General features: G+C 70.2%; 28 protein-coding genes. 14 read left to right on the top strand and 14 right to left on the bottom strand.

The window, feature by feature from the left end; genetic code table 11:
• Positions 1 to 58: 58 nt before the first annotated feature.
• Together ACZ5D2_RS00760 and ACZ5D2_RS00755 are read right to left on the bottom strand one after the other, a co-directional pair.
• Positions 59 to 1,141: an inositol-3-phosphate synthase gene (locus tag ACZ5D2_RS00760; RefSeq protein WP_266840337.1), complete on the bottom strand. Its 1,083-nt coding sequence runs from the start codon at positions 1,139 to 1,141 to the stop codon at positions 59 to 61.
• A 50-nt stretch (positions 1,142 to 1,191) separates the two neighbouring features.
• Complete coding sequence (locus ACZ5D2_RS00755; RefSeq protein ID WP_266840339.1) at positions 1,192 to 1,794, bottom strand: PadR family transcriptional regulator; 603 nt, start codon at positions 1,792 to 1,794, stop codon at positions 1,192 to 1,194.
• Positions 1,795 to 2,064: 270 nt separating this feature from the next.
• On the opposite strand from ACZ5D2_RS00755, the gene ACZ5D2_RS00750 reads away from it, so the two are divergent.
• Both ACZ5D2_RS00750 and ACZ5D2_RS00745 read left to right on the top strand, forming a co-directional pair.
• On the top strand, positions 2,065 to 4,668 hold the full coding sequence (locus tag ACZ5D2_RS00750) for a transglycosylase domain-containing protein (protein WP_371677625.1): 2,604 nt from the start codon (positions 2,065 to 2,067) through the stop codon (positions 4,666 to 4,668).
• Positions 4,669 to 4,755: 87 nt separating this feature from the next.
• Positions 4,756 to 6,240, top strand: a complete 1,485-nt coding sequence (locus ACZ5D2_RS00745; RefSeq protein WP_371677624.1) for a glycosyltransferase family 87 protein — start codon at positions 4,756 to 4,758, stop codon at positions 6,238 to 6,240.
• A 37-nt stretch (positions 6,241 to 6,277) separates the two neighbouring features.
• On the opposite strand, the gene ACZ5D2_RS00740 is transcribed toward ACZ5D2_RS00745, so the two are convergent.
• The 3 genes from ACZ5D2_RS00740 to ACZ5D2_RS00730 all read right to left on the bottom strand — a co-directional run bounded on the left by ACZ5D2_RS00740 (position 6,278) and on the right by ACZ5D2_RS00730 (position 8,946).
• Positions 6,278 to 7,309: an alanine racemase gene (locus ACZ5D2_RS00740; protein WP_266840345.1), complete on the bottom strand. Its 1,032-nt coding sequence runs from the start codon at positions 7,307 to 7,309 to the stop codon at positions 6,278 to 6,280.
• A gap of 65 nt (positions 7,310 to 7,374) precedes the next feature.
• Entirely contained in the window at positions 7,375 to 8,493 is a 1,119-nt protein-coding gene (locus tag ACZ5D2_RS00735; RefSeq protein WP_266840346.1) for a lipid II:glycine glycyltransferase FemX, read from the bottom strand.
• Positions 8,494 to 8,625: 132 nt separating this feature from the next.
• A complete protein-coding gene (locus tag ACZ5D2_RS00730) occupies positions 8,626 to 8,946 on the bottom strand; it encodes a hypothetical protein (protein ID WP_468926213.1) in 321 nt (106 codons plus the stop codon).
• Positions 8,947 to 9,198: 252 nt separating this feature from the next.
• On the opposite strand from ACZ5D2_RS00730, the gene rpsF reads away from it, so the two are divergent.
• The 4 genes from rpsF to rplI all read left to right on the top strand — a co-directional run bounded on the left by rpsF (position 9,199) and on the right by rplI (position 10,897).
• A complete protein-coding gene (gene rpsF, locus ACZ5D2_RS00725) occupies positions 9,199 to 9,489 on the top strand; it encodes a 30S ribosomal protein S6 (RefSeq protein WP_007265254.1) in 291 nt (96 codons plus the stop codon).
• A 72-nt stretch (positions 9,490 to 9,561) separates the two neighbouring features.
• On the top strand, positions 9,562 to 10,152 hold the full coding sequence (locus ACZ5D2_RS00720; protein ID WP_030225236.1) for a single-stranded DNA-binding protein: 591 nt from the start codon (positions 9,562 to 9,564) through the stop codon (positions 10,150 to 10,152).
• A gap of 43 nt (positions 10,153 to 10,195) precedes the next feature.
• Entirely contained in the window at positions 10,196 to 10,432 is a 237-nt protein-coding gene (gene rpsR / locus ACZ5D2_RS00715; protein ID WP_005315025.1) for a 30S ribosomal protein S18, read from the top strand.
• An 18-nt stretch (positions 10,433 to 10,450) separates the two neighbouring features.
• Positions 10,451 to 10,897 carry a 50S ribosomal protein L9 gene (gene rplI / locus ACZ5D2_RS00710; protein ID WP_371677623.1) on the top strand — a complete coding sequence of 149 codons (447 nt, stop codon included), beginning with the start codon at positions 10,451 to 10,453 and terminating at the stop codon, positions 10,895 to 10,897.
• 171 nt (positions 10,898 to 11,068) lie between these two features.
• Here rplI and ACZ5D2_RS00705 read toward each other — a convergent pair whose 3' ends face one another.
• Positions 11,069 to 12,406, bottom strand: a complete 1,338-nt coding sequence (locus tag ACZ5D2_RS00705; RefSeq protein WP_468926209.1) for an MATE family efflux transporter — start codon at positions 12,404 to 12,406, stop codon at positions 11,069 to 11,071.
• A 452-nt stretch (positions 12,407 to 12,858) separates the two neighbouring features.
• Between ACZ5D2_RS00705 and dnaB the strand changes: the two genes are divergently transcribed.
• Both dnaB and ACZ5D2_RS00695 read left to right on the top strand, forming a co-directional pair.
• Positions 12,859 to 14,322: a replicative DNA helicase gene (gene dnaB, locus ACZ5D2_RS00700; RefSeq protein WP_266841760.1), complete on the top strand. Its 1,464-nt coding sequence runs from the start codon at positions 12,859 to 12,861 to the stop codon at positions 14,320 to 14,322.
• 9 nt (positions 14,323 to 14,331) lie between these two features.
• Positions 14,332 to 15,717 carry a serine hydrolase domain-containing protein gene (locus ACZ5D2_RS00695; RefSeq protein WP_468926206.1) on the top strand — a complete coding sequence of 462 codons (1,386 nt, stop codon included), beginning with the start codon at positions 14,332 to 14,334 and terminating at the stop codon, positions 15,715 to 15,717.
• A gap of 5 nt (positions 15,718 to 15,722) precedes the next feature.
• Here the strand turns inward: ACZ5D2_RS00695 and ACZ5D2_RS00690 are convergent, their stop codons facing one another.
• The 3 genes from ACZ5D2_RS00690 to ACZ5D2_RS00680 are packed head-to-tail and all read right to left on the bottom strand — an operon-like array spanning position 15,723 to position 18,314.
• Positions 15,723 to 16,898: a winged helix DNA-binding domain-containing protein gene (locus ACZ5D2_RS00690; protein WP_371677620.1), complete on the bottom strand. Its 1,176-nt coding sequence runs from the start codon at positions 16,896 to 16,898 to the stop codon at positions 15,723 to 15,725.
• Positions 16,899 to 16,952: 54 nt separating this feature from the next.
• On the bottom strand, positions 16,953 to 17,414 hold the full coding sequence (locus ACZ5D2_RS00685) for a GNAT family N-acetyltransferase (RefSeq protein WP_371677619.1): 462 nt from the start codon (positions 17,412 to 17,414) through the stop codon (positions 16,953 to 16,955).
• An 18-nt stretch (positions 17,415 to 17,432) separates the two neighbouring features.
• Entirely contained in the window at positions 17,433 to 18,314 is an 882-nt protein-coding gene (locus ACZ5D2_RS00680; RefSeq protein ID WP_371677618.1) for a GNAT family N-acetyltransferase, read from the bottom strand.
• A gap of 214 nt (positions 18,315 to 18,528) precedes the next feature.
• Here ACZ5D2_RS00680 and ACZ5D2_RS00675 point away from each other — a divergent pair, with 214 nt between their 5' ends.
• A complete protein-coding gene (locus tag ACZ5D2_RS00675) occupies positions 18,529 to 19,179 on the top strand; it encodes an HAD family hydrolase (RefSeq protein ID WP_468926202.1) in 651 nt (216 codons plus the stop codon).
• A 225-nt stretch (positions 19,180 to 19,404) separates the two neighbouring features.
• Positions 19,405 to 20,505: a globin domain-containing protein gene (locus ACZ5D2_RS00670; RefSeq protein WP_371677616.1), complete on the top strand. Its 1,101-nt coding sequence runs from the start codon at positions 19,405 to 19,407 to the stop codon at positions 20,503 to 20,505.
• Between the two features lie 51 nt (positions 20,506 to 20,556).
• Here the strand turns inward: ACZ5D2_RS00670 and ACZ5D2_RS00665 are convergent, their stop codons facing one another.
• From ACZ5D2_RS00665 to ACZ5D2_RS00645, 5 genes are all read right to left on the bottom strand, one after another.
• Positions 20,557 to 21,036, bottom strand: coding sequence for an NUDIX domain-containing protein (locus tag ACZ5D2_RS00665; protein ID WP_266840365.1), 480 nt, complete (start codon positions 21,034 to 21,036; stop codon positions 20,557 to 20,559).
• Positions 21,037 to 21,096: 60 nt separating this feature from the next.
• Positions 21,097 to 21,993 (bottom strand): LysR family transcriptional regulator, encoded by an 897-nt coding sequence (locus ACZ5D2_RS00660; RefSeq protein ID WP_371677615.1) that lies wholly within the window; start codon positions 21,991 to 21,993, stop codon positions 21,097 to 21,099.
• A gap of 176 nt (positions 21,994 to 22,169) precedes the next feature.
• Entirely contained in the window at positions 22,170 to 23,273 is a 1,104-nt protein-coding gene (locus ACZ5D2_RS00655; RefSeq protein WP_468926685.1) for a cystathionine gamma-lyase, read from the bottom strand.
• Between the two features lie 77 nt (positions 23,274 to 23,350).
• A complete protein-coding gene (locus ACZ5D2_RS00650) occupies positions 23,351 to 23,860 on the bottom strand; it encodes a low molecular weight protein-tyrosine-phosphatase (protein WP_371677613.1) in 510 nt (169 codons plus the stop codon).
• An 11-nt stretch (positions 23,861 to 23,871) separates the two neighbouring features.
• Positions 23,872 to 24,252 carry a phage holin family protein gene (locus ACZ5D2_RS00645; RefSeq protein WP_266840372.1) on the bottom strand — a complete coding sequence of 127 codons (381 nt, stop codon included), beginning with the start codon at positions 24,250 to 24,252 and terminating at the stop codon, positions 23,872 to 23,874.
• A gap of 93 nt (positions 24,253 to 24,345) precedes the next feature.
• Here ACZ5D2_RS00645 and ACZ5D2_RS00640 point away from each other — a divergent pair, with 93 nt between their 5' ends.
• From ACZ5D2_RS00640 to ACZ5D2_RS00625, 4 genes are all read left to right on the top strand, one after another.
• Positions 24,346 to 24,663 (top strand): cupin domain-containing protein, encoded by a 318-nt coding sequence (locus ACZ5D2_RS00640; protein ID WP_468926195.1) that lies wholly within the window; start codon positions 24,346 to 24,348, stop codon positions 24,661 to 24,663.
• Positions 24,664 to 24,834: 171 nt separating this feature from the next.
• Positions 24,835 to 25,053, top strand: coding sequence for a DUF5326 family protein (locus ACZ5D2_RS00635; RefSeq protein ID WP_371681216.1), 219 nt, complete (start codon positions 24,835 to 24,837; stop codon positions 25,051 to 25,053).
• 290 nt (positions 25,054 to 25,343) lie between these two features.
• Positions 25,344 to 26,081, top strand: coding sequence for an IclR family transcriptional regulator (locus tag ACZ5D2_RS00630; RefSeq protein ID WP_371681215.1), 738 nt, complete (start codon positions 25,344 to 25,346; stop codon positions 26,079 to 26,081).
• Positions 26,082 to 26,177: 96 nt separating this feature from the next.
• Positions 26,178 to 26,627, top strand: coding sequence for an SsgA family sporulation/cell division regulator (locus ACZ5D2_RS00625; RefSeq protein WP_371677611.1), 450 nt, complete (start codon positions 26,178 to 26,180; stop codon positions 26,625 to 26,627).
• Positions 26,628 to 26,635 lie beyond the last annotated feature (8 nt).

Here is a 26,635-nt window from a genome sequence, read left to right as displayed (position 1 = left end):
GGACCCTCGGCGGAAGAACAGTCGAAGACCAGATGTCCGTCAGGACCCTGGGGTTCGGCTAGCGCTCGACCTCGCCCTTGATGAACTTCTCGACGTTCGCGTAGGCCTCGTCGTCGAAGTACTGCACCGGCGGGGACTTCATGAAGTAGCTGGAGGCCGACAGGATGGGGCCACCGACGCCACGGTCCTTGGCGATCTTCGCGGCGCGCAGGGCGTCGATGATGACACCGGCGGAGTTCGGGGAGTCCCACACCTCGAGCTTGTACTCGAGGTTCAGCGGGACGTCGCCGAAGGCACGGCCTTCGAGGCGGACGTAGGCCCACTTGCGGTCGTCGAGCCACGCGACGTAGTCGGACGGGCCGATGTGGACGTTCTTCTCGCCGAGCTCACGGTCGGGGATCTGCGAGGTGACGGCCTGCGTCTTGGAGATCTTCTTCGACTCCAGGCGGTCGCGCTCCAGCATGTTCTTGAAGTCCATGTTGCCGCCGACGTTGAGCTGCATGGTGCGCTCAAGACGGACACCGCGGTCCTCGAACAGCTTGGCCATCACGCGGTGCGTGATGGTGGCGCCGACCTGCGACTTGATGTCGTCGCCGACGATCGGGACACCGGCCTCGGTGAACTTGTCCGCCCACTCCTTGGTGCCGGCGATGAAGACCGGGAGGGCGTTGACGAAGGCGACCTTGGCGTCGATGGCGCACTGGGCGTAGAACTTCGCCGCGTCCTCGGAACCGACGGGGAGGTAGCAGATCAGGACGTCGACCTGACGGTCCTTGAGGATCTGGACCACGTCGACCGGAGCCTCGGCGGACTCCTCGATGGTCAGGCGGTAGTACTTGCCCAGGCCGTCCAGGGTGTGGCCGCGCTGCACGGTCACGCCCGCGTTCGGGACGTCGCAGATCTTGATGGTGTTGTTCTCGCTGGCGCCGATGGCGTCCGAGAGGTCGAGGCCGACCTTCTTCGCGTCGACGTCGAACGCGGCGACGAACTCGATGTCACGCACGTGGTAGTCGCCGAACTGGACGTGCATCAGACCGGGGACCTTGGCCGCCGGGTCGGCGTCCTTGTAGTACTCGACGCCCTGCACCAGCGAGGCGGCGCAGTTGCCCACGCCGACGATGGCTACGCGAACCGAACCCATTCCGGTTGCTCCCTGTTTGTTCTCGGAACGAGGCCTGCGAGATGCAGGCCTCACTTTGCAGTTTCGTCGGGCGGACCGGGCCGTCTCTGGTCCCGTCCCGCCCGCTCGCTCTCGATGAGCTCGTTCAGCCAGCGCACTTCACGCTCCACGGATTCCATTCCGTGGCGCTGCAGCTCAAGCGTGTAGTCGTCGAGGCGCTCCCGTGTCCGGGCGAGGGAGGCGCGCATCTTCTCCAGGCGCTCCTCCAGCCGGCTGCGGCGGCCCTCCAGCACGCGCATCCGCACTTCTCGTTCGGTCTGGCCGAAGAAGGCGAAGCGGGCGGCGAAGGACTCGTCCTCCCAGGTGTCCGGGCCGGTGTGGGAGAGGAGCTCTTCGAAGTGCTGCTTACCCGCGGCCGTCAACCGGTAGACGATCTTGGCGCGGCGCCCTGCGAGTGAAGCGGCGACGGCGTCTTCCGGGGCGCTGCCCGGCTCCTCGATCAACCAGCCGTTGGCGACCAGCGTCTTGAGGCAGGGATAGAGAGTCCCGTAGCTGAACGCCCTGAAGACCCCCAGCGAGGTGTTGAGCCGCTTGCGCAGCTCGTACCCGTGCATGGGGGATTCGCGAAGCAGGCCGAGGACGGCGAATTCGAGGATGCCTGAGCGCCTGCTCATCCGCCTGCCCCTCTCTGCCTCTGAGTTTATGCCGAGCTGATGTATCGGCTCGATACATCCAGACGATAGAACGGGCAGCCGTCGGCTACAAGTGGTGGCGTGGTGACCGGCGTCACATCACCAATTCGTACGACGCAGGTTGCCTGATTTGGGGTGAACTTCGGCACTGGTTGGGTTTTGACCGTGCGTAGTCTGTGCGGCAAGACACCGGGGGAACCGGAATCACCTGCCGCTTCCAGGCCACTCGCCTGCCCGAGGAGTAGTCGTTCGATGAGCGAGCACCGCCGCAAACCGCCGCAGTCCCAAGGTGGCGGCCGCGCCGCCCCCCGCCGGGCTGCCCAGCCGCACCCCGGACGGGGCTACGGCCCCGGGCGGGACGCGCCCACCGCCTCGTCCGTCGGCCCGGCCGCGGGGCACACCCCGCCCGGCAGCCGCGCCGACGCCCGCCGGGCCGCCCAGCGAGGAGCCGCGGGCCGCGGCCGCCCAGGTGGCAAGGGGGGCAAGGGCGGTCGGCTCATCAACTACCCGCGGGCCGAGAAGGAGGGCTGGAAGCGTTTCGTGCCCTCCTGGAAGCTGGTCGGGGGCACGGCCCTCGGCTTCTTCGCGGTCATCGTGGCCGGCGCCGGCATCGGGATCGCCAGTGTGGGCACGCCCGACCCGAACAAGGCGGCCCAGGCGCAGAACAACGTCTTCGAGTGGTCCGACGGCAGTCAGATGGTCGCCACGGGCGGCTCCACGAACCGCCAGATCGTGCCGATCGACCAGATTCCCGTGTCGATGCGGAATGCCGTGATCGCCGCTGAGAACGAGTCCTTCGAGACGGACAAGGGCGTCGACCCGATGGGCATCGCCCGTGCCGTGGTCAACATGGCCACCGGCGGTTCCACCCAGGGCGGCTCGACGATCACCCAGCAGTACGTGAAGAACATGTACCTGGACTCCGAGCAGACCCTGAAGCGCAAGGTCACCGAGCTCTTCATCTCGATCAAGCTGGGTGTGTCCGAGGAGAAGGACAAGGTCCTCGCCGGCTACCTCAACACCGCCTACTACGGCCGGGACGCCTACGGCATCCAGGCCGCGGCGCGGGCCTACTTCGGCAAGGACGCCAAGGACCTCAACCCGTCCGAGAGCGCCTTCCTCGCCTCCATGCTCAAGGGCCCCAACCTCTACAACCCGGACGGCGGCGTCGGCACCGCGGCGACCCCCGAGGCCAACGAGAAGCGGGCGCGCCTGCGCTGGGCCTGGGTCCTCGACCGGGAGGTCGCGGTCGGGCGGATGGAACAGTCCGAGCGGGACAAGTACAAGGACTTCCCCGAGCGCGTCGACCTGGCGCAGGGCCGCGGCCTGACCGGCCAGATCGGCTACCTCGTCGACGTCGCCAAGTCGTACGTCATGAAGACCGGCGACATCAGCGCCGAGAAGATGGCCCTCGGCGGCTACACGATCCGCACCACCTTCGAGAAGCCCAGGGTGGACGCGCTGGTCAAGGCGGTGGAGGACACCCGCAACGACTTCCTCGACGAGAAGGCGCGCCCCGAGTACGACACGTTCGTGCAGTTCGGCGCCGCCTCGGTCGACGTGAAGTCCGGCGCGATCGTCGCCCTGTACGGCGGTCCCGGCTTCGACCAGAAGCACTTCACCAACAACGCCAACACCTCCGGCGTCCCGGTCGGCTCGACCTGGAAGCCGTACGTCCTGGCCGCGGCCCTGGAGTACGGCACCCAGAACTCCAAGGGCTCGGGCATCTCGATCGACAGCAAGTACAACGCCGACGACCTCACGGTGATCAACAACCGTGAGGGCAAGCCGCTCCTCGACAAGGACGGCAAGCCGTTCCGGCAGAAGAACGAGAGCCCCGAGGCCCACGGCTACGTGACCCTCAACGAGGCGATGCGGCAGTCGATCAACGTGCCGTTCGCCCAGCTCGTCTTCGACGTCGGCCACAGCAAGGTCCGCTCCGTCGCGAAGTCCACCGGCATCCTGGAGGAGTCGATGGACGCGAACGACAACGCCTCCTTCGCCCTGGGCACCTCGACGCCCAGCGCCATCCGGATGGCCGACTCGTACGCGACCTTCGCCGCGTCCGGCACGCACCGCGAGCCCTACTCGGTGCAGACGGTCCAGAAGGACGGCAAGACCCTTCCCGGCTTCGGGCCTCCCAAGGAGGCCCGCGCCATGGACGACGCCGTCGCGAACAACATCACCAAGGTGCTCCAGAACGTCGTCGAGAACGGCACCGGCACCAAGGCGAAGAAGCTCGGCCGCCCCGCGGCCGGCAAGACCGGTACGACCGACCAGAACAAGTCGGCCTGGTTCGTCGGCTACACCCCGCAGCTGTCCACTTCGGTGACGCTCTTCCGCAACGACCCGAACGCCAAGGGCAAGGACCGCAAGCTGCTGTCCATGAACCACGTGGGTGGCGTCGACTCCATCCACGGTGGTGACATCCCGGCCGTGATCTGGACCGAGTACATGCGCGAGGCCCTCAAGGGCACCCCGGCCAAGGAGTTCCCGGAGGCCGAGGACATCGGCGTCGTCGCGGACGCGGCCGGCGCCCCGACGCCCACGCCGGCGGCGGTCCCCTCGCCCTCGACCTCGCCCTCGACCTCCGCGTCGCCCTCCCCGTCGATGGTCTCCCCGTCGCCGTCCGACGGTGGCAAGCCGTCCTGCAAGCCGTGGAAGCTCTACTGCGACCCGCAGACGGCCGCCGGCACAAGCAACGGCGGGAACACCAACGGTGGCACCAACGGCGGCACCAACGGCGGCCAGCCCGCGGGCGGCACCACCGGAGAGCCCACGACACCCACCACCGGCCGGCCCGGCCGGCCCGGCGGAGTGACCAACTGGGGCTCCACCTTCGGTGGCGGAGGCTGATCCCGCACCCGCCTCCACCCGGGAGGGCCGTCGCACCCCGTGCGGCGGCCCTCCCGCGCGTCCAGCCCGGTACGGCAGGATGAGCGCATGACCAAGGTGCACGAGGACCGGCCCGTACTGCCCACCCAGCAGGACGAGGTCGCCGCCGCCGGCAGCGAGCTCATCGGCGGCCCCATCGGCCGCCGCGCACGGATCGGCGGCCACTGGCTGGGACCGGTCCGCGTGGTGGTCCTCGTCGTCATCGGCATGTTCGCGCTCGGCATGGCGCAGAAGCTGCCCTGCTACGACTGGGCGTGGTTCCGGGGAGCGGGCTCGCAGTACACGCACGCCTGCTACTCCGACATCCCGCACCTGTACTCGGCCCGCGGCTTCGCCGACGGCCTCGTGCCCTACTTCGACCGCTTCCCCGACGTCGCGGTCGACCCGAAGTACGGCGGCATGCAGTACCTGGAGTACCCGGTGCTCACCGGTGCCTTCATGCAGGTCGCCGCGTGGCTGACGCCCTCGTCGGGAGCCGTCCAGCACCGCGAGCAGATGTACTGGATGGTCAACGCCGGCATGCTGATGGCCTGCGCGGCGGTGATCGCCGTGTGCGTCGCCCGCACCCACCGCCGCCGCCCCTGGGACGCCCTGCTCGTCGCCCTGGCCCCGGCGCTCGCCCTCAACGCGACCGTCAACTGGGACCTGCCGGCCGTCGCCCTGGCCGCCGTCGCGATGCTGATGTGGTCGCGCAGCCGCCCGTTGCTCGCCGGTGTCCTCATCGGCCTCGCGACGGCGGCCAAGCTCTATCCGGTGCTGTTGCTCGGGGCGCTGTTCGTACTGTGCTGGCGCGCCGGGAAGTGGCGCGCCTTCGGAGCCGCCGCCCTGGGCGCGGTCGTCTCCTGGCTCGTGGTGAACGGCCCCGTCATGTACTTCGCCTGGGACGGCTGGAAGCGGTTCTACGTCTTCAGCCAGGAACGGCCCATCGACTTCGGCTCCGTGTGGCTGCTGATCTCCCAGCGCACCGGAAACCCGCTGGAGGGGGCCAACACCTACGCGACCGGGCTGACCCTGCTGCTGTGCCTGGCGATCGGGCTGCTCACCCTGACGGCCCCCAGGCGGCCCCGCTTCGCCCAGCTGGCGTTCCTGGTCGTCGCCGCCTTCGTCCTGGCCAACAAGGTCTACTCGCCGCAGTACGTGCTGTGGCTGATCCCGCTCGCCGCGCTGGCGCGGCCCCGCTGGCGGGACTTCCTGATCTGGCAGGCCGGCGAGATCGTGTACTTCCTCGGGATCTGGTTCTACCTGGCCTACACGACCAGTGGGGACAAGCACCAGGGCCTGCCGGTGGAGGGGTACCAGCTGGCGATCGTCGCCCACCTGCTGGCCACGCTCTACCTGTGCGCCGTCGTCGTACGGGACATCCTGCTGCCCGAGCGGGACGTCGTGCGGCGCGACGGCTCGGACGACCCCTCCGGAGGCGTCCTGGACGGCGCCGAGGACGCGTTCGTGCTCTCCGACAGGGCGAAGGCGCCGCAGTACGCGGCGCCTTCCGAGGGACAGCGGGTCGACTGGGGCGCGGACCCCGGGCACTGAGCGGTCCGGCCGCACCGGCCGGACCGCTCAGCGCGGATCAGGCGTCGAGCGCCCGGTCGAACTGCGTCGTGGTGTGCCGCAGGTGCGCCACCAGCTCGTCGCCGACCTTCGGCTCGGTCGCGTCCGAGGGCACGAACAGGATCGACACCTGCATGTGCGGGGGCTCGGCGAACCAGCGCTGCTTGCCCGCCCACACGAAGGGCGAAAGGTTCCGGTTGACGGTGGCCAGGCCGGCCCGGGCGACGCCCTTGGCGCGCGGCATCATCCCGTGCAGGGCCTTGGGGGCCTCCAGGCCCACCCCGTGCGAGGTGCCGCCCGCGACCACGACCAGCCAGCCGTCGGATGCGGCCTTCTGCTGCCGGTAGCCGAACCGGTCGCCCTTGGCCACCCGCGTGACGTCCAGGACCGCGCCGCGGTACTGGGTGGCCTCGTGGTCGCCCAGCCAGAGCCGGGTGCCGATCCGGGCCCGGAAGCGGGTCTGCGGGAACTGCTGCTGGAGCCGCCCCAGCTCCTCGGCCCGCAGGTGGCTGACGAACATGGTGTGCAGCGGCAGCCGGGCCGCGCGCAGCCGGTCCATCCAGCCGATGACCTCCTCGACGGCGTCCGAGCCGTCGGGGCGGTCCAGGGGCAGGTGCAGGGCGAAGCCCTCCAGCCGGACGTCCTCGATCGCCGACTGCAGCAGGCCCAGGTCCTGCTCGGAGATGCCGTGGCGGCGCATCGAGCTCATGCACTCGATGACCACGCGGGCGCCGACCAGACCGCGGACCCCGTCCACCGAGGAGACCGAACGGATCACCCGGTCCGGCAGCGGAACAGGCTCCTCACCCCGCCGGAACGGGGTGAGGACGAGCAGGTCGCCACCGAAGTGGTCCTTGATGCTGGCGGCCTCGTACGTCGTTCCGACGGCCAGGATGTCGGCGCCCATGCGGGTCGCCTCCTCGCACAGCCGCTCGTGGCCGAAGCCGTAGCCGTTGCCCTTGCAGACGGGGATCAGCCCGGGGAACTGATCGGTGATCTGCTTCTGGTGCGCACGCCAGCGCGCGGTGTCGACGTAGAGCGTGAGCGCCATGCCCGTCCGGAGCCTCTCTGGAAAGCTGCGTGGTGCAGCGGGTGCGGTGTGTGGATGCGGCGGGGTCAGCGGCGCGACATGTAGATGTCGAGCGCCTTGTGCAGCATCTTGTTGAGCGGGAAGTCCCACTCGCCGACGTACTCGACGGCCTCGCCGCCCGTGCCGACCTTGAACTGGATCAGGCCGAACAGGTGGTCGTTCTCGTCCAGCGTGTCGCTGATGCCGCGCAGGTCGTAGATGCTCGCGCCGAGCGCGTACGAGTCGCGCAGCATGCGCCACTGCATCGCGTTCGAGGGCCGGACCTCACGCTTGTGGTTGGCGGAGGCGCCGTACGAGTACCAGACGTGCTGGCCGACGGTGAGCATCGTGGCGGCGGCCAGCGGCTCCCCCTCGTGCTTGGCGATGTACAGCCGCATCCGGTTGGGGTCCTCGGAGTTGAGGGCCGTCCACTGGCGCTGGAAGTAACTGAGCGGGCGCGGGCGGAACTTGTCGCGCTCGGCGGTGATCTCGTAGAGGTACTGCCAGGTCGGCAGGTCCTCGTAGCCGCCCTGGACGACCTCGACGCCGGCCTTCTCGGCCTTCTTGATGTTGCGGCGCCACAGCTGGTTGAAGCCCTTGAGGACATCGTCCAGCGAACGGTTCGCCAGCGGCACCTGGAAGACGTAGCGGGGCTGGACGTCACCGAAGCCGGCGCCGCCGTCCTCGGCCTGCTGCCAGCCCATGCGGCGCAGCTTGTCGGACACCTCGAAGGCGCGGGGCTCGATGACCGAGGCCTCCACGTCACGCAGGCGCTTGACGTCCGGGTCCTGGATTCCGGCCTTGATGGCGGCGGAGTTCCAACGGCGGATGACGACCGGAGGGCCCATCTTCACCGTGAAGGCGCCCTGGTTCTTCAGGTGCGCCAGCATCGGCTGGAGCCATTCCTCCAGATTCGGTGCGTACCAGTTGATGACCGGGCCCTCGGGGAGGTACGCGAGGTACCGCTTCACCTTGGGCAGCTGGCGGTACAACACCAGCGCGGCACCGACGAGTTCACCGGACTTGTCGAACCATCCGAGGTTCTCCGAGCGCCACTCGTTCTTGACGTCGGCCCATGCCGGGACCTGGCAGTGGCTAGCCGAGGGCAGGCTCTGGAGGTAGGCCAGATGCTGCTCTCGGCTGATGGTGCTCAGGGACAGGCTCATGCGGGGTGTCTCCTCCGGCGGCTTCGCTGGCTATGGCGCGAAGCCTACTGCGACAGGGGCGCCACCCATCTGGGGGACGGGCCGTAGCCCGGGCCGGCGTGAGGCCGGCGCCCCGTCGCGGAGGTCCCCCGGTCAGCCCAGCCAGCCGCCGAAGAGGCCCCCGTGGGCCATGCCGAGGAAGAAGCCGATGGCAGACGCGCCAAGGCCGATGATCAGTGCGAAGCGCTCGCGTGTCGTGGCGGAGATGAACTGTCCGTACAGCCCGGTCGCGATCCCGACCAGCCCGGTCCAGGAGGTGAGCAGGTGCAGATTGTGGAAGAACGCAGTGACGAACGCCACGGCGCCGAGGACCAGGGTGACCGCCACCAGGGTGTCCTGGAGCGGGTGGGGCTTGCCGTCGGTCGAGAAGAGGGAGATCGACTGGGAGGACTGGCGTCGCATTGCCTGTGCCATCGGAAGGCACCTCCTGGCTGCAGCAGAGCGGTGCTGCGGGGCCGCCCCCGGCGGAGCCGGAGGACATAGCACCGTGCACACCCGGTGCTTACAGATTGTGGACCTCTCCTGCCGGATTTCAACCGGAAGGAGTCGACGGGGTAGTCTGTACGGTCTGCGCGGTGTCTGCTCTCGGACACCGTGCGGCACGCATCACGACCCTCCTGCCACGGAACGACCGTGGCCGCTGAGTCCAAAGGAGGTGGGTTCCACATGCGTCACTACGAAGTGATGGTCATCCTCGACCCCGATCTGGAGGAGCGCGCTGTCGCCCCCCTGATCGAGAACTTCCTCTCCGTCGTCCGTGAGGGCAACGGAAAGGTCGAGAAGGTCGACACCTGGGGCCGTCGTCGTCTCGCTTACGAGATCAAGAAGAAGCCCGAGGGCATCTACTCGGTCCTCGACCTGCAGGCCGAGCCTGCGGTCGTCAAGGAGCTCGACCGCCAGATGAACCTGAACGAGTCGGTTCTCCGGACCAAGGTCCTTCGCCCCGAGACCCACTGAACTTCGGTTCAGCGGTAATCGGGACCGAGTAGCACAGCAGCCCAGCAGCAATCCCCGCCGAGAGGTTCATCCATGGCAGGCGAGACCGTCATCACGGTCGTCGGCAATCTCGTCGACGACCCCGAGCTGCGCTTCACCCCCTCGGGTGCGGCGGTCGCGAAGTTCCGTGTCGCGTCCACCCCCCGCACCTTCGACCGTCAGACCAACGAGTGGAAGGACGGCGAGAGCCTGTTCCTGACCTGCTCGGTGTGGCGGCAGGCGGCCGAGAACGTCGCCGAGTCCCTTCAGCGGGGCATGCGCGTCATCGTGCAGGGCCGGCTGAGGCAGCGGTCGTACGAGGACCGTGAGGGTGTCAAGCGCACGGTCTACGAGCTGGACGTCGAGGAAGTCGGCCCCAGCCTGAAGAACGCCACGGCCAAGGTCGCCAAGACCACCGGTCGCGGTGGCCAGGGTGGATACGGCGGCGGCGGTCAGCAGCAGGGTGGCGGCGGCTGGGGCGGAGCCCCCAGCGGTGGCGCCCCGCAGGGCGGCGGAGCTCCCTCCGACGACCCGTGGGCGTCCAGCGCGCCGGCCGGTGGCCAGCAGCAGGGCGGCGGCGGGGGCGGCTGGGGCGGAAGCTCCGGCGGCTCCGGCGGTGGCTACTCGGACGAGCCGCCCTTCTAAGGGCAGCTCCATCCCCACTTCTTGATCACACAGGAGAGACACAATGGCGAAGCCGCCTGTGCGCAAGCCTAAGAAGAAGGTCTGCGCGTTCTGCAAGGACAAGACCGCGTACGTGGACTACAAGGACACGAACATGCTGCGGAAGTTCATTTCCGACCGCGGCAAGATCCGTGCCCGCCGCGTTACCGGCAACTGCACGCAGCACCAGCGTGACGTCGCCACGGCCGTGAAGAACAGCCGTGAGATGGCGCTGCTGCCCTACACGTCCACCGCGCGATAAGGAAAGGGTGACCGACTAATGAAGATCATCCTGACCCACGAGGTTTCTGGCCTCGGTGCCGCCGGCGATGTCGTCGACGTCAAGGACGGTTACGCTCGCAACTACCTGGTCCCGCGGAACTTCGCGATCCGCTGGACCAAGGGTGGCGAGAAGGACGTGGCGCAGATCCGCCGCGCCCGCAAGATCCACGAGATCGCGACCATCGAGCAGGCCAACGAGGTCAAGGCCAAGCTCGAGGGCGTGAAGGTCCGTCTGGCCACCCGCGCGGGTGACGCCGGCCGTCTCTTCGGTTCCGTCACCCCGGCCGACATCGCCACGGCGATCGAGGCGTCCGGTGGCCCGAAGGTCGACAAGCGTCGCGTGGAGCTGGGCTCCCCGATCAAGACCCTCGGTTCGCACCAGGTCTCCGTGCGTCTGCACGCTGAGGTCGTCGCGAACGTGGGCGTCGAGGTCGTCGCCGCCTGAGGCAGCGAATGAAGGGCCGCACCCTCCGGGGTGCGGCCCTTCGTCATGTCCGGGTGGCTCCGTAGCGGTGTTTCACGTGAAACGAGCCGCCCCCTGGTCGTGTTTCACGTGAAACACGACCAGGGGGCGGCTGGGCATCGGCGTAGGTCTCCGTGACGGAGTGCCCTCCGGTCAGCGGGTGGCTCCGATGACCAGCCACCGGCCGGAGCGGGCACGCAGTTGGAGGGTGACCATCCGGACCAGCATCATCAGGGTCATGGCCCACCACAGGGCGGTCAGGCCCCCACCGAGGGCCGGGACGAGCAGGGCGGCCGGCGCGAAGACGGCGAGGGTCAGCAGCATCGCCCCGGCGAGGTAGCGGCCGTCGCCGGCGCCCATCAGCACCCCGTCGAGGACGAAGACGATCCCGCAGACCGGTTGGGCCAGCGCCACGACGAGCAGGCCGGGCAGCAGGGCGTCCTCGACCGCGGGGTCGCCGGTGAAGAGCGGGATGAACACCGGGCGGGCCAGGACGACCAGCAGGCCCAGGACGAGGCCCGCGCCGATGCCCCACTGGACCATGCGGCGGCACACGGCCTTGGCGCCCGCGCTGTCCCCTGCGCCCAGGTAGCGGCCGATGATGGCCTGCCCGGCGATCGCGATGGCGTCCAGGGCGAAGGCGAGCAGGCTCCACAGGGACAGCAGGATCTGGTGGGCGGCGATGTCGGCGTCCCCCAGCCGCGCCGCCACGGCAGTCGCGATCATCAGGATGGCGCGCAGGGACAGGGTGCGGACCAGCAGCGGCACGCCCGCCTGGGCGCAGGCGCGGATGCCGGCCGCGTCGGGGCGCAGTGAGGCCCGGTGGCGGCGGGCGCCCCGGACGACCACGACGAGGTAGGCGGCGGCCATGGCGCACTGGGCGATGACGGTGCCCCATGCGGAGCCGCCGATGCCGAGGCCCGCGCCGTAGACCAGGGCCACGTTGAGGGCTCCGTTGAGGGCGAAGCCGCCGATCGCCACGTAGAGGGGCGTACGGGTGTCCTGGAGGCCGCGTATGACGCCGGTGGCGGCCAGCACCACGAGCATGGCGGGGATACCGAGCGCGGATATGCGCAGATACGTTTCTGCGTACGGGGCGACGGTGTCCGAGGCGCCGAAGAGCGAGACGAGCCAGGGTGCGCCGGGCAGGACCGCGGCGACCACGGCCGCGCCGAGGAGCAGGGCGAGCCAGATGCCGTCCATGCCCTGCCGGATGGCGGCCCGGAGGTCGCCCGCGCCGACCCTGCGGGCCACGGCCGCGGTGGTGGCGTAGGCGAGGAAGACGAAGACGCTCACCGCCGTGGTGAGCAGTGCGGCCGCGATGCCGAGGCCGGCCAGCTGGGGGGTGCCGAGGTGCCCCACGATGGCACTGTCGGCCATCACGAAGAGGGGTTCGGCGACGAGGGCGCCGAAGGCCGGGACGGCGAGGGCGAGGATCTCGCGGTCGTGCCGTCTCGGGGCAGCCTTCTCAGCGGTGGGGGCCTGTGTCATGCGCTCAATCTAATCTTCCACAGGTAATGGACGCAAGGTTATTTGGATCCTTACCAACCCGTTGACTTGGGCGTTCTTCACACCCCGTTGGAGGCGATCTTGAGACAGTGGCCAAGAATTTTCTTCCCCACAGCCTGCGGAAGGAGAAAATGCAGGTCAGGTGGGGTGGAGGGGTGGGTCAGGTGATTTTGTCCACAGCGCCGTCCCCCGGTCCGTGCACAGCTTCGGGTGAGTTACCCACAGCATTGGCTCCGTCGTCCACATCTCATCCACACAGCCTGTGGATAACAAGATTGGCTGACGCCGCCCGCGGCCCTACCGTTGTGCGTTGCCCGACGCGCCGAACGCCGATCCGGGTGTCCCAAATGTCAGAGCCGTGTCGTAGAAAGAGTGACACGGCGAGGTCCGCGTAGCGGACGGGAGGAGGCGGCCCGGTGAGCATGCCCGAGCCCATGGACGACCCCTGGGCCGACAGCGGTCCCAGTGACCGTCTGCCCGCCCGTACCCGCCGTAACGCCGAGGGCCGCGGCCGGGGGGACGAACAGCAGGACCGGGGCCGCGAGGGCGGCTCCTGGGACGGCGGCGGGGGCGGCTTCGAGCGCGTCCCCCCGCAGGACCTGGACGCCGAGCAGTCGGTGCTCGGTGGCATGCTGCTCTCCAAGGACGCGATCGCCGACGTGGTCGAGGTCCTCAAGGGCCACGACTTCTACCGCCCTTCGCACGAGACGATCTACCAGGCCATCCTCGACCTGTACGCCAAGGGCGAGCCGGCCGACCCCATCACGGTCGGCGCGGAGCTCACCCGGCGCGGAGAGATCAGCAAGGTCGGCGGGGCCTCGTACCTGCACACCCTGGTGCAGTCGGTGCCGACCGCGGCGAACGCCGAGTACTACGCGGAGATCGTCCACGAGCGGGCCGTCCTGCGCCGCCTGGTCGCGGCCGGTACGAAGATCACGCAGATGGGATACGCGGCGGACGGCGACGTCGACGAGATCGTCAACAGCGCCCAGGCCGAGATCTACGCCGTCACCGAGCAGCGGACCTCCGAGGACTACCTCCCGCTCGGCGACATCATGGAGGGCGCGCTCGACGAGATCGAGGCGATCGGCTCGCGCTCCGGCCAGATGTCCGGGGTGCCCACGGGCTTCACCGACCTCGACTCCCTGACCAACGGCCTGCACCCGGGCCAGATGATCGTCATCGCCGCCCGTCCCGCCATGGGCAAGTCGACGCTCGCGCTGGACTTCGCGCGGGCCTGCTCCATCAAGGCCAACCTGCCGAGCGTCATCTTCTCCCTCGAAATGGGCCGCAACGAGATCGCGATGCGCCTGCTCTCGGCCGAGGCCCGGGTGGCGCTGCACCACATGCGCTCGGGCACCATGACCGACGACGACTGGACCCGGCTCGCCCGGCGGATGCCCGACGTCTCGGCCGCCCCGCTGTACATCGACGACTCGCCCAACCTGTCGATGATGGAGATCCGCGCCAAGTGCCGTCGGCTCAAGCAGCGCAACGACCTCTCGCTCGTCGTCATCGACTACCTCCAGCTGATGCAGTCGGGCGGCTCCCGCCGGCCCGAGAGCCGCCAGCAGGAGGTCTCGGACATGTCCCGAAACCTCAAGCTGCTGGCCAAGGAGCTGGAGGTGCCGGTGATCGCGCTGTCCCAGCTGAACCGTGGTCCCGAACAGCGCACCGACAAGAAGCCGATGGTCTCCGACCTGCGTGAATCGGGTTCCATCGAGCAGGACGCCGACATGGTGATCCTGCTGCACCGTGAGGACGCGTACGAGAAGGAGTCCCCGCGCGCGGGCGAGGCGGACCTGATCGTGGCCAAGCACCGTAACGGCCCGACGGCCACCATCACGGTGGCCTTCCAAGGTCATTATTCGCGGTTCGTGGACATGGCCAACACGTAGCATCCGGCCATGGACGCCCTTGCTGAAGATCTGGAACTGCTCCCCTCCACCCGGCGCGCGCTGAGGCACCGGCTCGCCGTCGCGCAGAGCGAGGGACGCTCACCGTCCCTGGTGGCGGCCGTCTCGCGCGGTGGAGAGGTGGTCTGGGAGGGCTCCCGGACCTCGGTCGAGGGCCACGGCCCGGACGGGGACGTGCAGTACCGGATCGGGTCGATCACCAAGACCTTCACGGCCGTTCTGGTGATGCGGCTGCGTGACGAGGGCCTGCTGGACCTCTCGGACCCGCTGGGCCGGCACCTGCCCGGGACCGGCGCCGACGAGGTGACCGTGGCCCAACTGCTCGCCCACACCGGCGGACTGGCGGCCGAGACGCCCGGCCAGTGGTGGGAGCGTTCGTCCGCCGGACTGCGGCCCGGGCTGGCCGAGGTGCTCGGCGAGGAGCCCTTCAAGCACGCCCCCGGACGCGCCTTCCACTACTCGAACCCCGGTTACACGCTGCTGGGTTCCCTCGTCGAGGCGCTCCGCGGGAAGCCGTGGGAGCAGGTGCTGCGCGCCGAGGTGCTGGAGCCGCTGGGGCTGGACCGGACGAGCGGCGAAGCGCGCGCCCCGCACGCGGGCGGCTGGGCGGTGCATCCGTGGGCGGACCTGATGATGCCCGAGCCCGCGGAGGACCTCGGGGTGATGGCCGCGGCCGGGCAGCTGTGGTCCACGACCGGGGACCTCACGCGGTTCGCCGCCTTCCTGCTGCGGGGTGACGAGCGGGTGCTGAGCGAGGAGAGCGTACGGGAGATGCGCGCCGCGGCTGCTCCCGCCGCCCCCGGCAGCGCCGACGCCGGCTACGGGCTGGGCCTCCAGCTGAACGTGTGCGACGGGCGCCGGCTCGTCGGCCACGGTGGTTCCCTGCCGGGATTCGTGGCGGGGTTGTGGCTGAGCGAGGAGGAGGACCTGACGGCGGTCGTCCTGGCCAACTGCACCTCGGGGGTGCCCGCTTCGACGGTGGCCACGGACCTGATCGGAATCGTGGCGGAGGCGGAGCCGCGCTTCCCCGAGCCGTGGAGGCCGTTCCGGGAGGAGGACCGGGTGCCGCTGGAGCTGACCGGAATCTGGTACTGGGGCACCGCGGCGCACGTGCTGCGGCTGCGTGCGGACGGCTCGCTGGAGCTGGGCCCGGCCGGCGTGACCGGCCGCTCCGCCCGGTTCCGCGGCGAACCGGACGGCAGTTGGACGGGCCTGACGGGCTATTACGCGGGGGAGACCCTGCGTGCCGTCCGGCGGGACGACGGTACGCCGAGCCACCTCGACCTCGGGTCGTTCGTGTTCACGCGAGAGCCCTACGACCCCGAGGCCCCGGTGCCCGGCGGGGTGGACCCGCAGGGCTGGCGCGGCATCGCCTGACGGGGTCAGGCGGTGAGTTCGCGCTCCAGCGGGGTGCGGAACCGTGGGGTGACGCGGGCGTCGCCCACCCACTCGGCGAGCCGGGCGGCCTCGGCCGTGATCGCCTCCGAGGCCTCCCGCCCGGGGTCGGCCAGCAGCCGCCAGACGATCTCCCCGTCCGCCCGCTGGGCCCAGCCGCCGACGATCTCCCCGTTCCACCACACGGTCGGACCGATGTTGCCCGCGTAGTCGAACAGGGCGGGACGGTGGGCGGGGTCGAGGTGGAAGCTCCGGTCGGCCCAGCCCATGCCGCTGGGGTCGAGACCGGGCAGGAGCGCGACCCAGTCCTCCGGCTCGGGCTCGGCCGCGGTGTCGCCGGGCAGGACGAGCGCCGTGCCCCCGTCGTCCAGGCGGACCTGCTCGGGGGCCACGGTCGCCAGGGCCTTGCGGACGTCGGTGAGGGTCCAGCCGGTCCACCACTTGAGGTCGGCCTCGGTGGCCGGTCCGTAGGCGTGCAGCCAGCGGCGGGCGAGTTCGGCACGGGCCTCGGCGGCGGGCAGGGCGGGCCAGGGCTGGGTGTGCACCCAGCGGAACTGGCTGGAGGTCCAGGATCCGCGGGGCCGGTCCCGGCGGATCCGGCCGTCGGCGGCCAGCACGCGGATCACCCGGGTGGCGACCCCGGTCTCGGCCTCGTACTTCTTGCCCCGGTTGATGGTGATCTTCTGTCGGAGGGCGGGGACGGCGGCGGAGAGCTGGCTGCCGGTCGAGGGCCCCAGGGTGTCCAGGGCGTCGAGGGCGGCGGTCTCGGTCCTGGTCAGCCAGTCGGCGCCGAGGCCCTGGCCGTCCTCGGCGAGGTGCTTGAGGAGGTTCCGGCGTTCCTTCGCCGCGATGCTCCGGGCGCAGGACGCGTCCACGTAGGGGGCGAGTTCGGTGGAGACGGCGAAGAGGGTGTTCCTCATGCTGAGCAGCCGGACGAGACTGACGTCCTCGTACAGGGCGGCTTCGATCGCGGCGGGTCCGCCTTCGGTGAGGCGGGCGCGGGCGGAGAGGTGGACGGTGGCGGCGTCGGTGGCGTGCAGGGCGACGACGGCGTCCGCCGCCTGGCTCGGGGTGGCGGCTCGGGCCGATGGAGCCAGCCGATGCCGCCGACCCAGCCGGTGGCGACGTTCCGAGGTGGTGACGAGGGGGAGGCCGGTGCTCATCCTCCCGATCGTAGGCCGGGCCGCCGACAGCGGCCCGGCCTTTGCCGGAGCCGGTCAGAGCTGGAGCTTGAACCCCACGTGGGAGGCCGTGAAGCCGAGCCGCTCGTAGAAGCGGTGCGCATCGGTACGCGTCACGTCCGAGGTGAGCTGGACGAGTTGGCAATTCTCCTGCCGCGACCGCTCGATGGCCCATTCGATGAACCGGGTGCCGAGGCCGCTGCCGCGTTCGTCCGCGTGGACCCGTACCCCTTCGACGATGGCGCGCGTGGCGCCCTTGCGGGACAGGCCGGTGACGAACGTCAGCTGGAGGGTGCCCACCACCCGCTCGCCACGGACGGCGACGACGACGTGCTGGTTGGCGTCGTCGGCCAGCTGCTTCAGGGCCGCGACGTAGGGGGTCAGATCCTCCGGGGACTCCCGGGTGGCCCCCAGCGGGTCGTCGGCGAGCATGGCGACGATGGCGGGCAGGTCCTCCTCGGTGGCGGGTCGGATCGTCAGCGCGGGGGTTCCGGTCATGGTGGAAGCCTTTCTCCGTCAGCCTGCGGCGACGGTGAGGGGGGCCCAGCGACGGGTCCAGTCGCCGGGGAGGCCGGGGATGTTCCGGGTCATGACGGCGTTGAAGGCCAGGGACTCCAGACCGCGCTCCTTGAGCCAGGCGAGGAGTTCCTCGTGGCGCACGTCGACGTCCGTGCGCAGGGGCCGTTCGGTGGTGGCCGCCAGCGCGGTGACCAGGGCCCGGGCTGTGGCGGTGTCGCGGGCGATCAGCGGGCCGATGACATGCGTGTCCATGTTGGGCCAGATGGCGGCGTAGCCGATGAGGCCGCCGGCGCCGTCCTCGGCGACGAGAACCTTGTCGGCGAAGGCGGGCAGCCGCGCGATCATGTGGGTCCGGTCGGTGCCGAACACCTCGGTGTCCAGGCGGACGATCCGTGCGAGGTCCTCGCCCGTGGCCGGCCTGACGGGGACGGCGGCGTGGTCGCCGGCTTCGGGGCGGAAGGGTCCCCGGACCATCTCCGCCCGTCCGGTGGTGTCGAAGCCGAGCTCCTCGTAGAGCGGGCGACCGTTGGGGGTGGCGTGCAGGGTGAGCGGGACACCGACGAGGACGTCGTCGCACACGTGGGCCATCAGCCGGCGCCCGAGGCCCTTGCGGGCGTACCGGTCGGCGACGAGCACCATTCCGATCGCGGCGAGGTCCGGCTTGGCCGGGGTGTCTCCGTAGCGGGTGACGACACAGGCGGCGGCGAGTCCGCGGCCGTCGGGGGCGTCGATGCCGTATCCGTTGCCGGCGGCGAGGAGCAGTCCCCATTTGTGGTCTTCGCGGGGCCAGCCGCGGTCCTCGGACAGGTCGGCGCAGTGCCGGAGATCGTCCGGGGTGAGCGCACGGATGGGCAGGTCGGTGAGGAGTGGTGGTGTCACCGGCCCAGAGTGGATCATCCACTCGGGGGGAGTCCAGGGGATTCAGGAGACGGGTGGGCCGATGTTTCACGTGAAACAAGGCCGATGTTTCACGTGAAACCAGGATCTGTTTCACGTGAAACATTCACCCCCGCCGCCGGCCGGATCCGCGTTTCACCGGGGGTGACTCCCGGCGGTAGCCGGTGCGGGAACGGAACGGCTAGCCTCGACGACCATGACGGTGCTTCACCTTTTTGATCTCGACGGAACGCTGATGTACGGATCGGCCGCACCGGTCGAGATCTCCCGCCAGCTCGGGAGGTCGGCCGAGATCGCCGAGCTGGAGCGGGCTTTCTCGGCACGGGAGATCGGTCCGCAGGAGTTCTCGGTGGCCGCCCACGGGCTGTGGGCGGATCTGACGCCCGCGCACGTCCGCGCGGCCTTCGACGGGTCCCCGTGGATCTCGGGGATCCGGGAGGTCTGGCAGGAGATCACCGAGCGCGGCGACCTCTGCGCGGTGATCTCGCTGTCCCCCTCGTTCTTCGTCGAGCTGCTGCTGGAGTGGGGTGCGCACGCCGCTCACGGATCGGTCTACCCGGAAGTGCCCTTCACCCGCCCCGTCGACGTGACCGGGATCCTGACCCCAGAGGCCAAGGTGGACGTCGCCGACCGGCTCTGCGAGCGCTTCGGGGTGACCCGGGCCGAATGCGTCGCCTACGGGGATTCCATGACCGACGCGGTCCTCTTCGAAGCCGTCCCGCGGTCGGTGGCGGTGAACGCGAGGCCCCACCTGGCCTGCCGGGCGACCCACGTCTACGAGGGCAGGGACCTGCGCGAGGCATACCGGCTCCTCGGGACGACGCGCCCCGGAGGCCATGCATCTTAAGGGGAAAAGTGGCCCGGAACGCGGTTTTCCCCATTCCTCCGCCGCACTCTCGGTCGGCTGGCACGCTGTGAAACCCGGAACCACGGATTCGAGGCCGTGGCGCGTGCAGACCCGACCGAGATGCTCGAAGCGAGGCACCGCATGGACGCTGCGCCCACCAGATCGGCAAGACCGACGGGGCGGATACCTTCGGGCGGCGGGGCGATCGAGCCCTCCCCGGACGCCGTGCTCATCCGCCGGACCCTCACCGAGATCGCACCCGTCGCCGACCGGGTGACCTCGTACTTCTACGCCCTGGTGTTCACGGGGCACCCGGAAGTCCGGGGCATGTTCCCCGCGGCCATGGACGTACAGCGCGACCGGCTGCTGAAGGCACTGCTGACCGCCGCCGAGTACATCGACGACCCGGCGGTCCTGACTCCCTACCTGCGCCGGCTCGGCACCGGGCACCGCAAGTACGGCACGATGGCCGGCCACTACCCGGCGGTGGGAGAGGCCCTGATCGGGGCACTGGCCCGGTACGCGGAACGCACATGGGGGCCGGAGACACAGGCGGCGTGGGTGCGCGCCTACACCGCCATCTCACAGATCATGATCGACGCGGCGGCCGAGGACGAGACCAAGGCGCCCGCCTGGTGGCACGCGGAGGTGGTTTCGCACGAGCTGCGCACCTCCGACATCGCGGTGCTGACCGTCCGCCCCGACCAGCCGTACCCCTTCCTCGCGGGCCAGTACACGAGCCTGGAGACCCCGTGGTGGCCGCGGGTGTGGCGGCACTACTCCTTCGCCTCCGCCCCGCGAGCCGACGGGCTGCTGTCCTTCCACGTCAAGGCCGTACCGGCGGGCTGGGTCTCCAACGCCCTGGTCCGCCATGCCCAGCCGGGTGACGTCCTGCGGCTGGGGCCGCCGGCCGGGTCGATGGTGGTGGACCACAGCACCGACAACGGGATGCTGTGCCTGGGCGGGGGAACCGGCATCGCCCCGATCAAGGCTCTGATCGAGGACGTGGCCGGGCACGGTGAGCGGCGCCCGATGGAGGTCTTCTTCGGGGCGCGCAGCGACCACGACCTCTACGACAAGGACACCCTGCTGGGTCTCCAGCGCTCCCACCCGTGGCTGTCGGTGCGCCCGGTGATCGGCGAGGGGCTGGCGGGACAGCTCCCGCAGGCCATCGGCGAACACGGGCCGTGGAGCTCGTACGACGCCTTCATCTCGGGACCGCCCGCGATGATCCGCAGTGGTGTGGACGCGCTCAAGCGGATCGGGATCCCCGGTGAGCGGATCCGCCACGACGCGGTCGAGGAGCTGGCGGACGTGGCCGGCTGACACCGTCGCGGCCCCCGCCCGCCCGCTCCCCTTCCCGTTTCCCCGGCGAGGTCAGCCCAGGTCGGGGGCGTGCATGGCGCGGACCCCTTCGATGTTGCCGTCGAGGTAGTGGCGCAGCGAGAGCGGCACCAGGTGGACCGCGGCGATGCCGACCCGGCTGAAGGGCACGCGGACGATCTCGTACTCGCCCTCGGGCTCGTCGATCTCGGGGCCGTGCCGTTGGCCCGGGTCCATCGACTCCAGGTGGCAGACGAAGAAGTGCTGCACCTTCACGCCGGTCACCCCGCCGGAGGCGATGTGCTCGACGGTGTCGACGAAACAGGGCACCACATCGGTGATCTTGGCGCCGAGTTCTTCGTGGAGCTCTCGGTGGAGGGCGTCGACGACGGTGGCGTCCGAGGACTCCACTCCCCCGCCCGGCGTGAGCCAGTACGGGTCGACGCCGGGCTTGGTGCGCTTGATGAGGATCAGGTCGTCACCGTCGAGCAGGATCGCGCGGGCGGTGCGTTTGACCACGGGGCGTTCGGTCATGGGAGAAGAGTGGCCCAGTACCGGGCTCCTGAAACGCGCCACGGTCCGAAACCCGGCGGCTCACCAGTGCGAGGCCGCGCGCAGCAGGCGGTCGTGGGCGCGCGCGAGATGGGCGAGGGCCAGGCTGCCGGCCCGTACGACGAGGAACCAGGTCCGCAGGGGCGGCAGGGCCGGTTCCAGCAGCGCCACGATCTCACCGCGGTCGAGGGCGTCCTGGCACAGGTAGCGGGGCAGGACGGCGAGACCGGCGCCGGCCCGGACGCATTCCAGTACGGCCCGCAGATCGGGCGCGACCACGGTGGCGGCGCACTCGGGGACGGAGTCGAAGACGGCGGCCCAGTAGCGGGTGACCAGCGGCAGGCTCTCGTGGACCTCGACGACCGGGATCCCGTCGAGGGCGACGGGCCCCGTGTCGTGCAGTTCGGCCCGCTCGACGAGGGCGGCCCAGTAGGGCGCCGCGACCAGGACCTGTTCCTCGTCGCACAGGGCGTTCGCGGTGAACAGCGTGCCGCGCGGGCGGGTGGGGGTGACGACCAGGTCGTGCTGCCCGGAGGCCAGCCCGTCGAGGGTCTCCCGCGCGTCGGGGGCGAGGGCGGTGCGCAGGCTCTGCCCCTGCCCCACCAGGGGCGCGAGGGCGGGGAGCACCCGCAGGCACAGGAACTCGGGGGGACCGGCCAGGTGGAGGGTGCGCGAGGTGCCGGTGGCCTCCCGTTCGATCTCGGTGATCCGCAACAGGGCGTCGAGGTGCGGGGCCGCCTTGTGGGCCAGTTCGTCACCGACGGCGGTGGGCGTGACGCCGCGGGCCCGGCGGTGGAAGAGGGGCCGGCCCAGCTGGCGTTCGAGGGTGCGGATCTGTGAGGTGACGGCGGGCTGGGACAGCCCGAGGAGCGTGGCGGCCCGGGTGAACGAGCCGGCCCGGTGTACGGCGACGAACGTGCGCAGCAGGGCCAGGTCCATGTCGGCCCCTCTCGGTGGGGGCCTTCAACTATAAATATGCCGATAGGCCCCTGTCGCTACCGTGATTGGACTCTGACGCTGAGTCAACTAGCCTTGATGGCGTGGTTCTTCTGCTAGGGAACCCGGGCGGTCCGAGCCACCAGGGGGGAGGCTCGGACCGCTTTTCCCCGGTCCGGTCAGCCCCCGGAACCCGCGGAATCAAGGGCCCGGAGCACATCGGCCACCAGGTCACCGGGATCCTCGGCGCCCGCCGAGAAGCGGATGAAGCCCTCGGGTACGGCGTCCCCGCCCCAGCGTCCGCGCCGCTCCGCGGTGGACCGTACTCCGCCGAAACTCGTTGCGTCCTCCACCAGGCGCAGGGCGCTCATGAAGCGCTCCGCGTACGCGCGGTCGGGCAGGGTGAAGGAGACGACCGAGCCGAAGCCGCTCATCTGCCGGACGGCCGTCTTGTGCGACGGGTCCGCGGGGAGGCCCGGGTAGCGCAGCCCGGTCACCTCGGAACGGTCGGCCAGCGCCTCGGCGACCGCCAGGGCGTTGCCCCATTGGCGCTCGGCCCGCAACTGGATGGTGGCCAGGGACCGGTGGGCCAGCCAGGCCTCCATGGGGCCCGGGATCGCGCCGACGACCTTGCGCCAGCGGCGGATGCCCGCGGCCAGTGCGGGGTCACGGCAGACGACGTAGCCCAGGAGCAGGTCGCCGTGGCCGGTGAGGCCCTTGGTGCCGCTGGCGACGGAGAAGTCCGCGCCGAGTTCCAGGGGGCGCTGGCCGAGGGGGGTCGCCAGGGTGTTGTCGACGGCGACCAGGGTGCCGCCGGCGTGCGCGGCCGCCACGAGCCGGCGTACGTCGCACACGTCGAGCCCGGGGTTGGACGGGGTCTCGATCCACAGCAGCCGGGCGCCGTCGAGGGCGGCGAGCTGCGCGTCCTCGGCGGTCGGGGCGGTGCGCACGTGGATCCCGTACTCCTGGAGCTGCTCCCGGACCAGGGGGAGGGCCTGGTAGCCGTCGTCGGGCAGGACGACGGTGTCGCCGGTGCGGGCCTGGGAGAGCAGGACGGCGGAGACGGCGGCCATGCCGGAGGCGAAGACGACGGTGTCCACGCCGTCCTGACCGGGGGCCTCCAGTTCGCCGATGGCCCGTTCCAGCAGGGTCCAGGTGGGGTTGGTGTCGCGGCCGTAGGTGTACGGGCCGCTCACCTCGCCGGGGAGGTGGAAGTGCGCCGCGAAGACGGGTCCGGGGAGGGTGGGTTCGTTCTTGACGGGCTCGGGCAGCCCGGCGCGCACGGCGCGGGTGGCGTCCGCGTACCGGTCGGCGTCGGCGTCGGCGTCGGCGGGGTGGTCCGAGCCGGTGGGGTGGGTGTTCACGGGGTGGTCTCCTTCACGGCCGCGCGTACGGCGTCCAGCAGGCCCGGGCTCGCCGCCTCGACCAGTTCCAGGCACTCCTCGAAGCCGTCGAGGGAGCCGTAGTAGGGGTCCGGCACGTCGAGCGCGTCCGCCGCGCCGTCCCGGGCGGCCGGGGCCGCGGGATCGTACGAGCGCAGCAGCCGGACCTTGGCGGCGGCCTCCGGGGTGGGCGCGAGGTCGCGGAGGTCGCGGAGGTGTCCGGCGTCGAGGGCGATGACCAGGTCGACGCGGTCGAACCAGGAGGACCGGAACTGCCGTGCCCGGTGGTCCTGTTCGTACCCGGCGGCTTCGAGTACGGCAACGGTGCGGGGATCGGCGCGGTCGCCCTCGTGCCAGCCTCCGGTGCCGGCGCTGTCCACTTCGACGAGGGAGTCGAGTCCGGCGTCGGCGATGTGGGAGCGGAAGACCGACTCGGCCATGGGGGATCGGCATATGTTGCCGGTGCAGACGAAGCAGACGCGGTACATGGGCGGCCCGGTCAGTTCTTGTCGGGCAGGGCCAGGTTCACGGCCCAGGAGACGACGGAGATGATCAGCCCGCCGACGACGGCGGTCCAGAAGCCGTCGACGTGGAAACTGAGGTCGAGCAGGTCCGCCAGCCAGGAGGTCAGCAGCAGCATCAGCGCGTTCACGACGAGGGTGAACAGGCCCAGCGTGAGGACGAACAGCGGGAACGAGAGCAGCTTCACGACGGGCTTGACGATCAGGTTGACCAGGCCGAAGACCAGGGCCACCAGGATCAGCGAGAGCGTGCGGCGCCCCAGGGAACTGCCGTCGTCGAGGGTGATCCCGGCGAGCAGCCAGACGGCCACCGCCAGGGCCGCCGCATTGGCCAGCGTCTTGACTACGAAATTCGTCATGTGTCTGATCGTGGCAGAGAAGAACCGGGTGGGACATCGTCAGATCAGCGGATCCCACGGCACCACCGAGCAAGGGCAAGGGGAACGGCAACGATGAAGGCCTTCAGGCTGGACGAGCTCGAAGCGGAGCGGGCCGCCAACGACGGCGCGTACCTCCAGTTCCTGCGGGAGCGCAACATGTCGGTCGGGCTGTACGCCCTCGACGCCGGCCAGAGCGATCCGCAGCAGCCGCACCGGCAGGACGAGGTCTACTTCGTGGTCAGCGGGCGGGCGTCGATCACGGTGGGGGAGGAGACCACGACGGTCGCGAACGGCAGCGTCGTCTACGTACCGGCCGGGGTGCCGCACAGGTTCCACCACATCACCGAGCCGTTGAAGGTGATGGTGGTCTTCTCCCCGCCGGAGGCCTGACGGCGCCGGACCGGCGGGCTGACCGGCCCGCCGGCTGAGGGTCGCGGGCCCGGTCCCCCTAGGGGGCGGATCAGGGGGTTCCGAGGGCTCGCGGGCCCCCGCGCCGCGCCGTGCGCTCCTAGCATCGGAGCAGGAAGTCACGGACGAGGAAGAGGTAGGGACATGGACGGCATCCGAGCGGCATTCGCGGGCATGCCCTGGTGGGTCAAGTGGGTCGCGGTACCGCTGCTGGCGATCTTCGTCTTCGGCGGGGTGATCACCACCATCATCGGCACGCTGATCGCCTTCGTCTTCAAGGCACTGCTCTTCGTCGCCCTCGTCGGTGGCCTGATCTTCATGGTCAAGAAGTTCACGGGCAGCGGTTCGAAGTCCTCCGCGGGCGACTGGTAGGACGCACCACCCGGGAGCGGTACCACGATTGACCCAGGCGGGGGAACGGTGCCGGGCAAACCGCCCACTCGCCGGTAACCGGTGGTTAGAGTGACAATCCGTGCTGTTTCCTGGGCACGGGCAGCCCGTACCCCTGCTCGAAGAGGCGGTCACGTCGAGCGGCCGCCGGCGACAACCCCAGGAGTCACGGTGCACGCGGGGGCGGCCCCCGCAAGGCGGGCTCCCCCGAAGCCCGCCGCCACGCCTGGGGGTGAGCTTTGGCTTCGGTTCACAACGTCGGTGTGCCGACCCTGATCGGTTCGGTGCAGCGGGCGCTGAGGCTGCTGGAAGCGGCGGGATCCCATCGAGAGGGAGCCCCGGCGAAGCAACTGGCGCGGGAAGCCGGGCTGCCGCTCCCCACGGCGTACCACCTGTTGCGCACGCTCACCCACGAGGGCTATCTGCGGCGGGAGGGCGGTGTGTTCGTCCTCGGCGCCGCGGCCGGCAGGCTGGCGGGCGGTGGACTTCAGCAGAAACGTCGCAGCATGATCCTCGACTCGCTCGCGCACTTCCGTGACGTGGTCGGGGCCCCCGTCTACTTCGCGGTCTACCGTGAGGGTGAGATCGAAGTCGTGGGCGTATCGGACACTCCCGCGCGCCCGGCCTGCGAAGAGTGGGCCGACTTCCGCGAGACCGGCCACGCGCACGCCATCGGGCAGTGCCTGCTCGGCCAGCTCGACGAGAAGACGCGCAGGGAGTACTACGACCGCCATCCGGTCGAGAGCATCACGCCCTACACCGTGCGGGACATGAGCGCACTGGAGGAACGGATCGGCTCCCTGGAGCGGATGCAGCCCGTGACCGAGAGGCAGGAGTACTCCCTGGGCACGGTGTGCGCGGCCATTCCGATCACCGCCGGCGACACCGCCGCGACCATGGCGATTTCTCTCCCCCTGCACCAGCAGGACCGATTGCTCTCTGCGGTCGATCGGCTACGGAGTGAAGTAGGCGCGCTGTTGAGCACCCTCTCGTTCTCTATCAGTATCTGAAAACTCACTCCTTGTGATCTGCAATCGCTTACACCACTCTTGTCAAGAGGGCCCTGGGGGACATTCCTGGCCACTTCCACTACAGCGGGGTAGGCAATGCGAGAGTCGGTACAGGCAGAGGTCATGATGAGCTTCCTCGTTTCCGAGGAGCTCGCGTTCCGGATCCCGGTGGAACTCGGATACGAGGCTCGTGACCCCTACGCGGTACGCCTGACCTTCCACCTTCCCGGAGACGCCCCCGTGACCTGGGCGTTCGGCCGGGAACTGCTTCTCGACGGCATCAACAAGCCGTGCGGTGACGGCGATGTGCACATCGCCCCCACCCACCCGGAGGAGCTGTCCGACGTCCACATCCGCCTCCAGGTGGGCTGTGACCGGGCCCTGTTCCGCGCGAGTGCGGCGCCGCTCGTCGCCTTCCTCGACCGCACGGACCGGCTGGTTCCGCTCGGTCAGGAGCGCAACCTCGGCGACTTCGAGGAGAACCTCGACGAGGAGCTCGGCAAGATCCTCGCCGAGGCGCGCCAGAACGGGCAGAACGCGGGCTGACCCGACGT

This window comes from Streptomyces sp. NPDC031479 (assembly GCF_055581065.1).
This window is presented reverse-complemented; position numbering and strand designations above follow the sequence as displayed.

Bases quoted from the DNA above. Each gene is read 5' to 3' on its own strand.
- ACZ5D2_RS00760 (WP_266840337.1), bottom strand. From the start codon at position 1,141: ATGGGTTCGGTTCGCGTAGCCATCGTCGGCGTGGGCAACTGCGCCGCC.
- ACZ5D2_RS00755 (WP_266840339.1), bottom strand. From the start codon at position 1,794: ATGAGCAGGCGCTCAGGCATCCTCGAATTCGCCGTCCTCGGCCTGCTT.
- ACZ5D2_RS00750 (WP_371677625.1), top strand. From the start codon at position 2,065: ATGAGCGAGCACCGCCGCAAACCGCCGCAGTCCCAAGGTGGCGGCCGC.
- ACZ5D2_RS00745 (WP_371677624.1), top strand. From the start codon at position 4,756: ATGACCAAGGTGCACGAGGACCGGCCCGTACTGCCCACCCAGCAGGAC.
- ACZ5D2_RS00740 (WP_266840345.1), bottom strand. From the start codon at position 7,309: ATGGCGCTCACGCTCTACGTCGACACCGCGCGCTGGCGTGCGCACCAG.
- ACZ5D2_RS00735 (WP_266840346.1), bottom strand. From the start codon at position 8,493: ATGAGCCTGTCCCTGAGCACCATCAGCCGAGAGCAGCATCTGGCCTAC.
- ACZ5D2_RS00730 (WP_468926213.1), bottom strand. From the start codon at position 8,946: ATGGCACAGGCAATGCGACGCCAGTCCTCCCAGTCGATCTCCCTCTTC.
- rpsF (WP_007265254.1), top strand. From the start codon at position 9,199: ATGCGTCACTACGAAGTGATGGTCATCCTCGACCCCGATCTGGAGGAG.
- ACZ5D2_RS00720 (WP_030225236.1), top strand. From the start codon at position 9,562: ATGGCAGGCGAGACCGTCATCACGGTCGTCGGCAATCTCGTCGACGAC.
- rpsR (WP_005315025.1), top strand. From the start codon at position 10,196: ATGGCGAAGCCGCCTGTGCGCAAGCCTAAGAAGAAGGTCTGCGCGTTC.
- rplI (WP_371677623.1), top strand. From the start codon at position 10,451: ATGAAGATCATCCTGACCCACGAGGTTTCTGGCCTCGGTGCCGCCGGC.
- ACZ5D2_RS00705 (WP_468926209.1), bottom strand. From the start codon at position 12,406: ATGACACAGGCCCCCACCGCTGAGAAGGCTGCCCCGAGACGGCACGAC.
- dnaB (WP_266841760.1), top strand. From the start codon at position 12,859: ATGGACGACCCCTGGGCCGACAGCGGTCCCAGTGACCGTCTGCCCGCC.
- ACZ5D2_RS00695 (WP_468926206.1), top strand. From the start codon at position 14,332: ATGGACGCCCTTGCTGAAGATCTGGAACTGCTCCCCTCCACCCGGCGC.
- ACZ5D2_RS00690 (WP_371677620.1), bottom strand. From the start codon at position 16,898: ATGAGCACCGGCCTCCCCCTCGTCACCACCTCGGAACGTCGCCACCGG.
- ACZ5D2_RS00685 (WP_371677619.1), bottom strand. From the start codon at position 17,414: ATGACCGGAACCCCCGCGCTGACGATCCGACCCGCCACCGAGGAGGAC.
- ACZ5D2_RS00675 (WP_468926202.1), top strand. From the start codon at position 18,529: ATGACGGTGCTTCACCTTTTTGATCTCGACGGAACGCTGATGTACGGA.
- ACZ5D2_RS00665 (WP_266840365.1), bottom strand. From the start codon at position 21,036: ATGACCGAACGCCCCGTGGTCAAACGCACCGCCCGCGCGATCCTGCTC.
- ACZ5D2_RS00660 (WP_371677615.1), bottom strand. From the start codon at position 21,993: ATGGACCTGGCCCTGCTGCGCACGTTCGTCGCCGTACACCGGGCCGGC.
- ACZ5D2_RS00650 (WP_371677613.1), bottom strand. From the start codon at position 23,860: ATGTACCGCGTCTGCTTCGTCTGCACCGGCAACATATGCCGATCCCCC.
- ACZ5D2_RS00645 (WP_266840372.1), bottom strand. From the start codon at position 24,252: ATGACGAATTTCGTAGTCAAGACGCTGGCCAATGCGGCGGCCCTGGCG.
- ACZ5D2_RS00640 (WP_468926195.1), top strand. From the start codon at position 24,346: ATGAAGGCCTTCAGGCTGGACGAGCTCGAAGCGGAGCGGGCCGCCAAC.
- ACZ5D2_RS00625 (WP_371677611.1), top strand. From the start codon at position 26,178: ATGCGAGAGTCGGTACAGGCAGAGGTCATGATGAGCTTCCTCGTTTCC.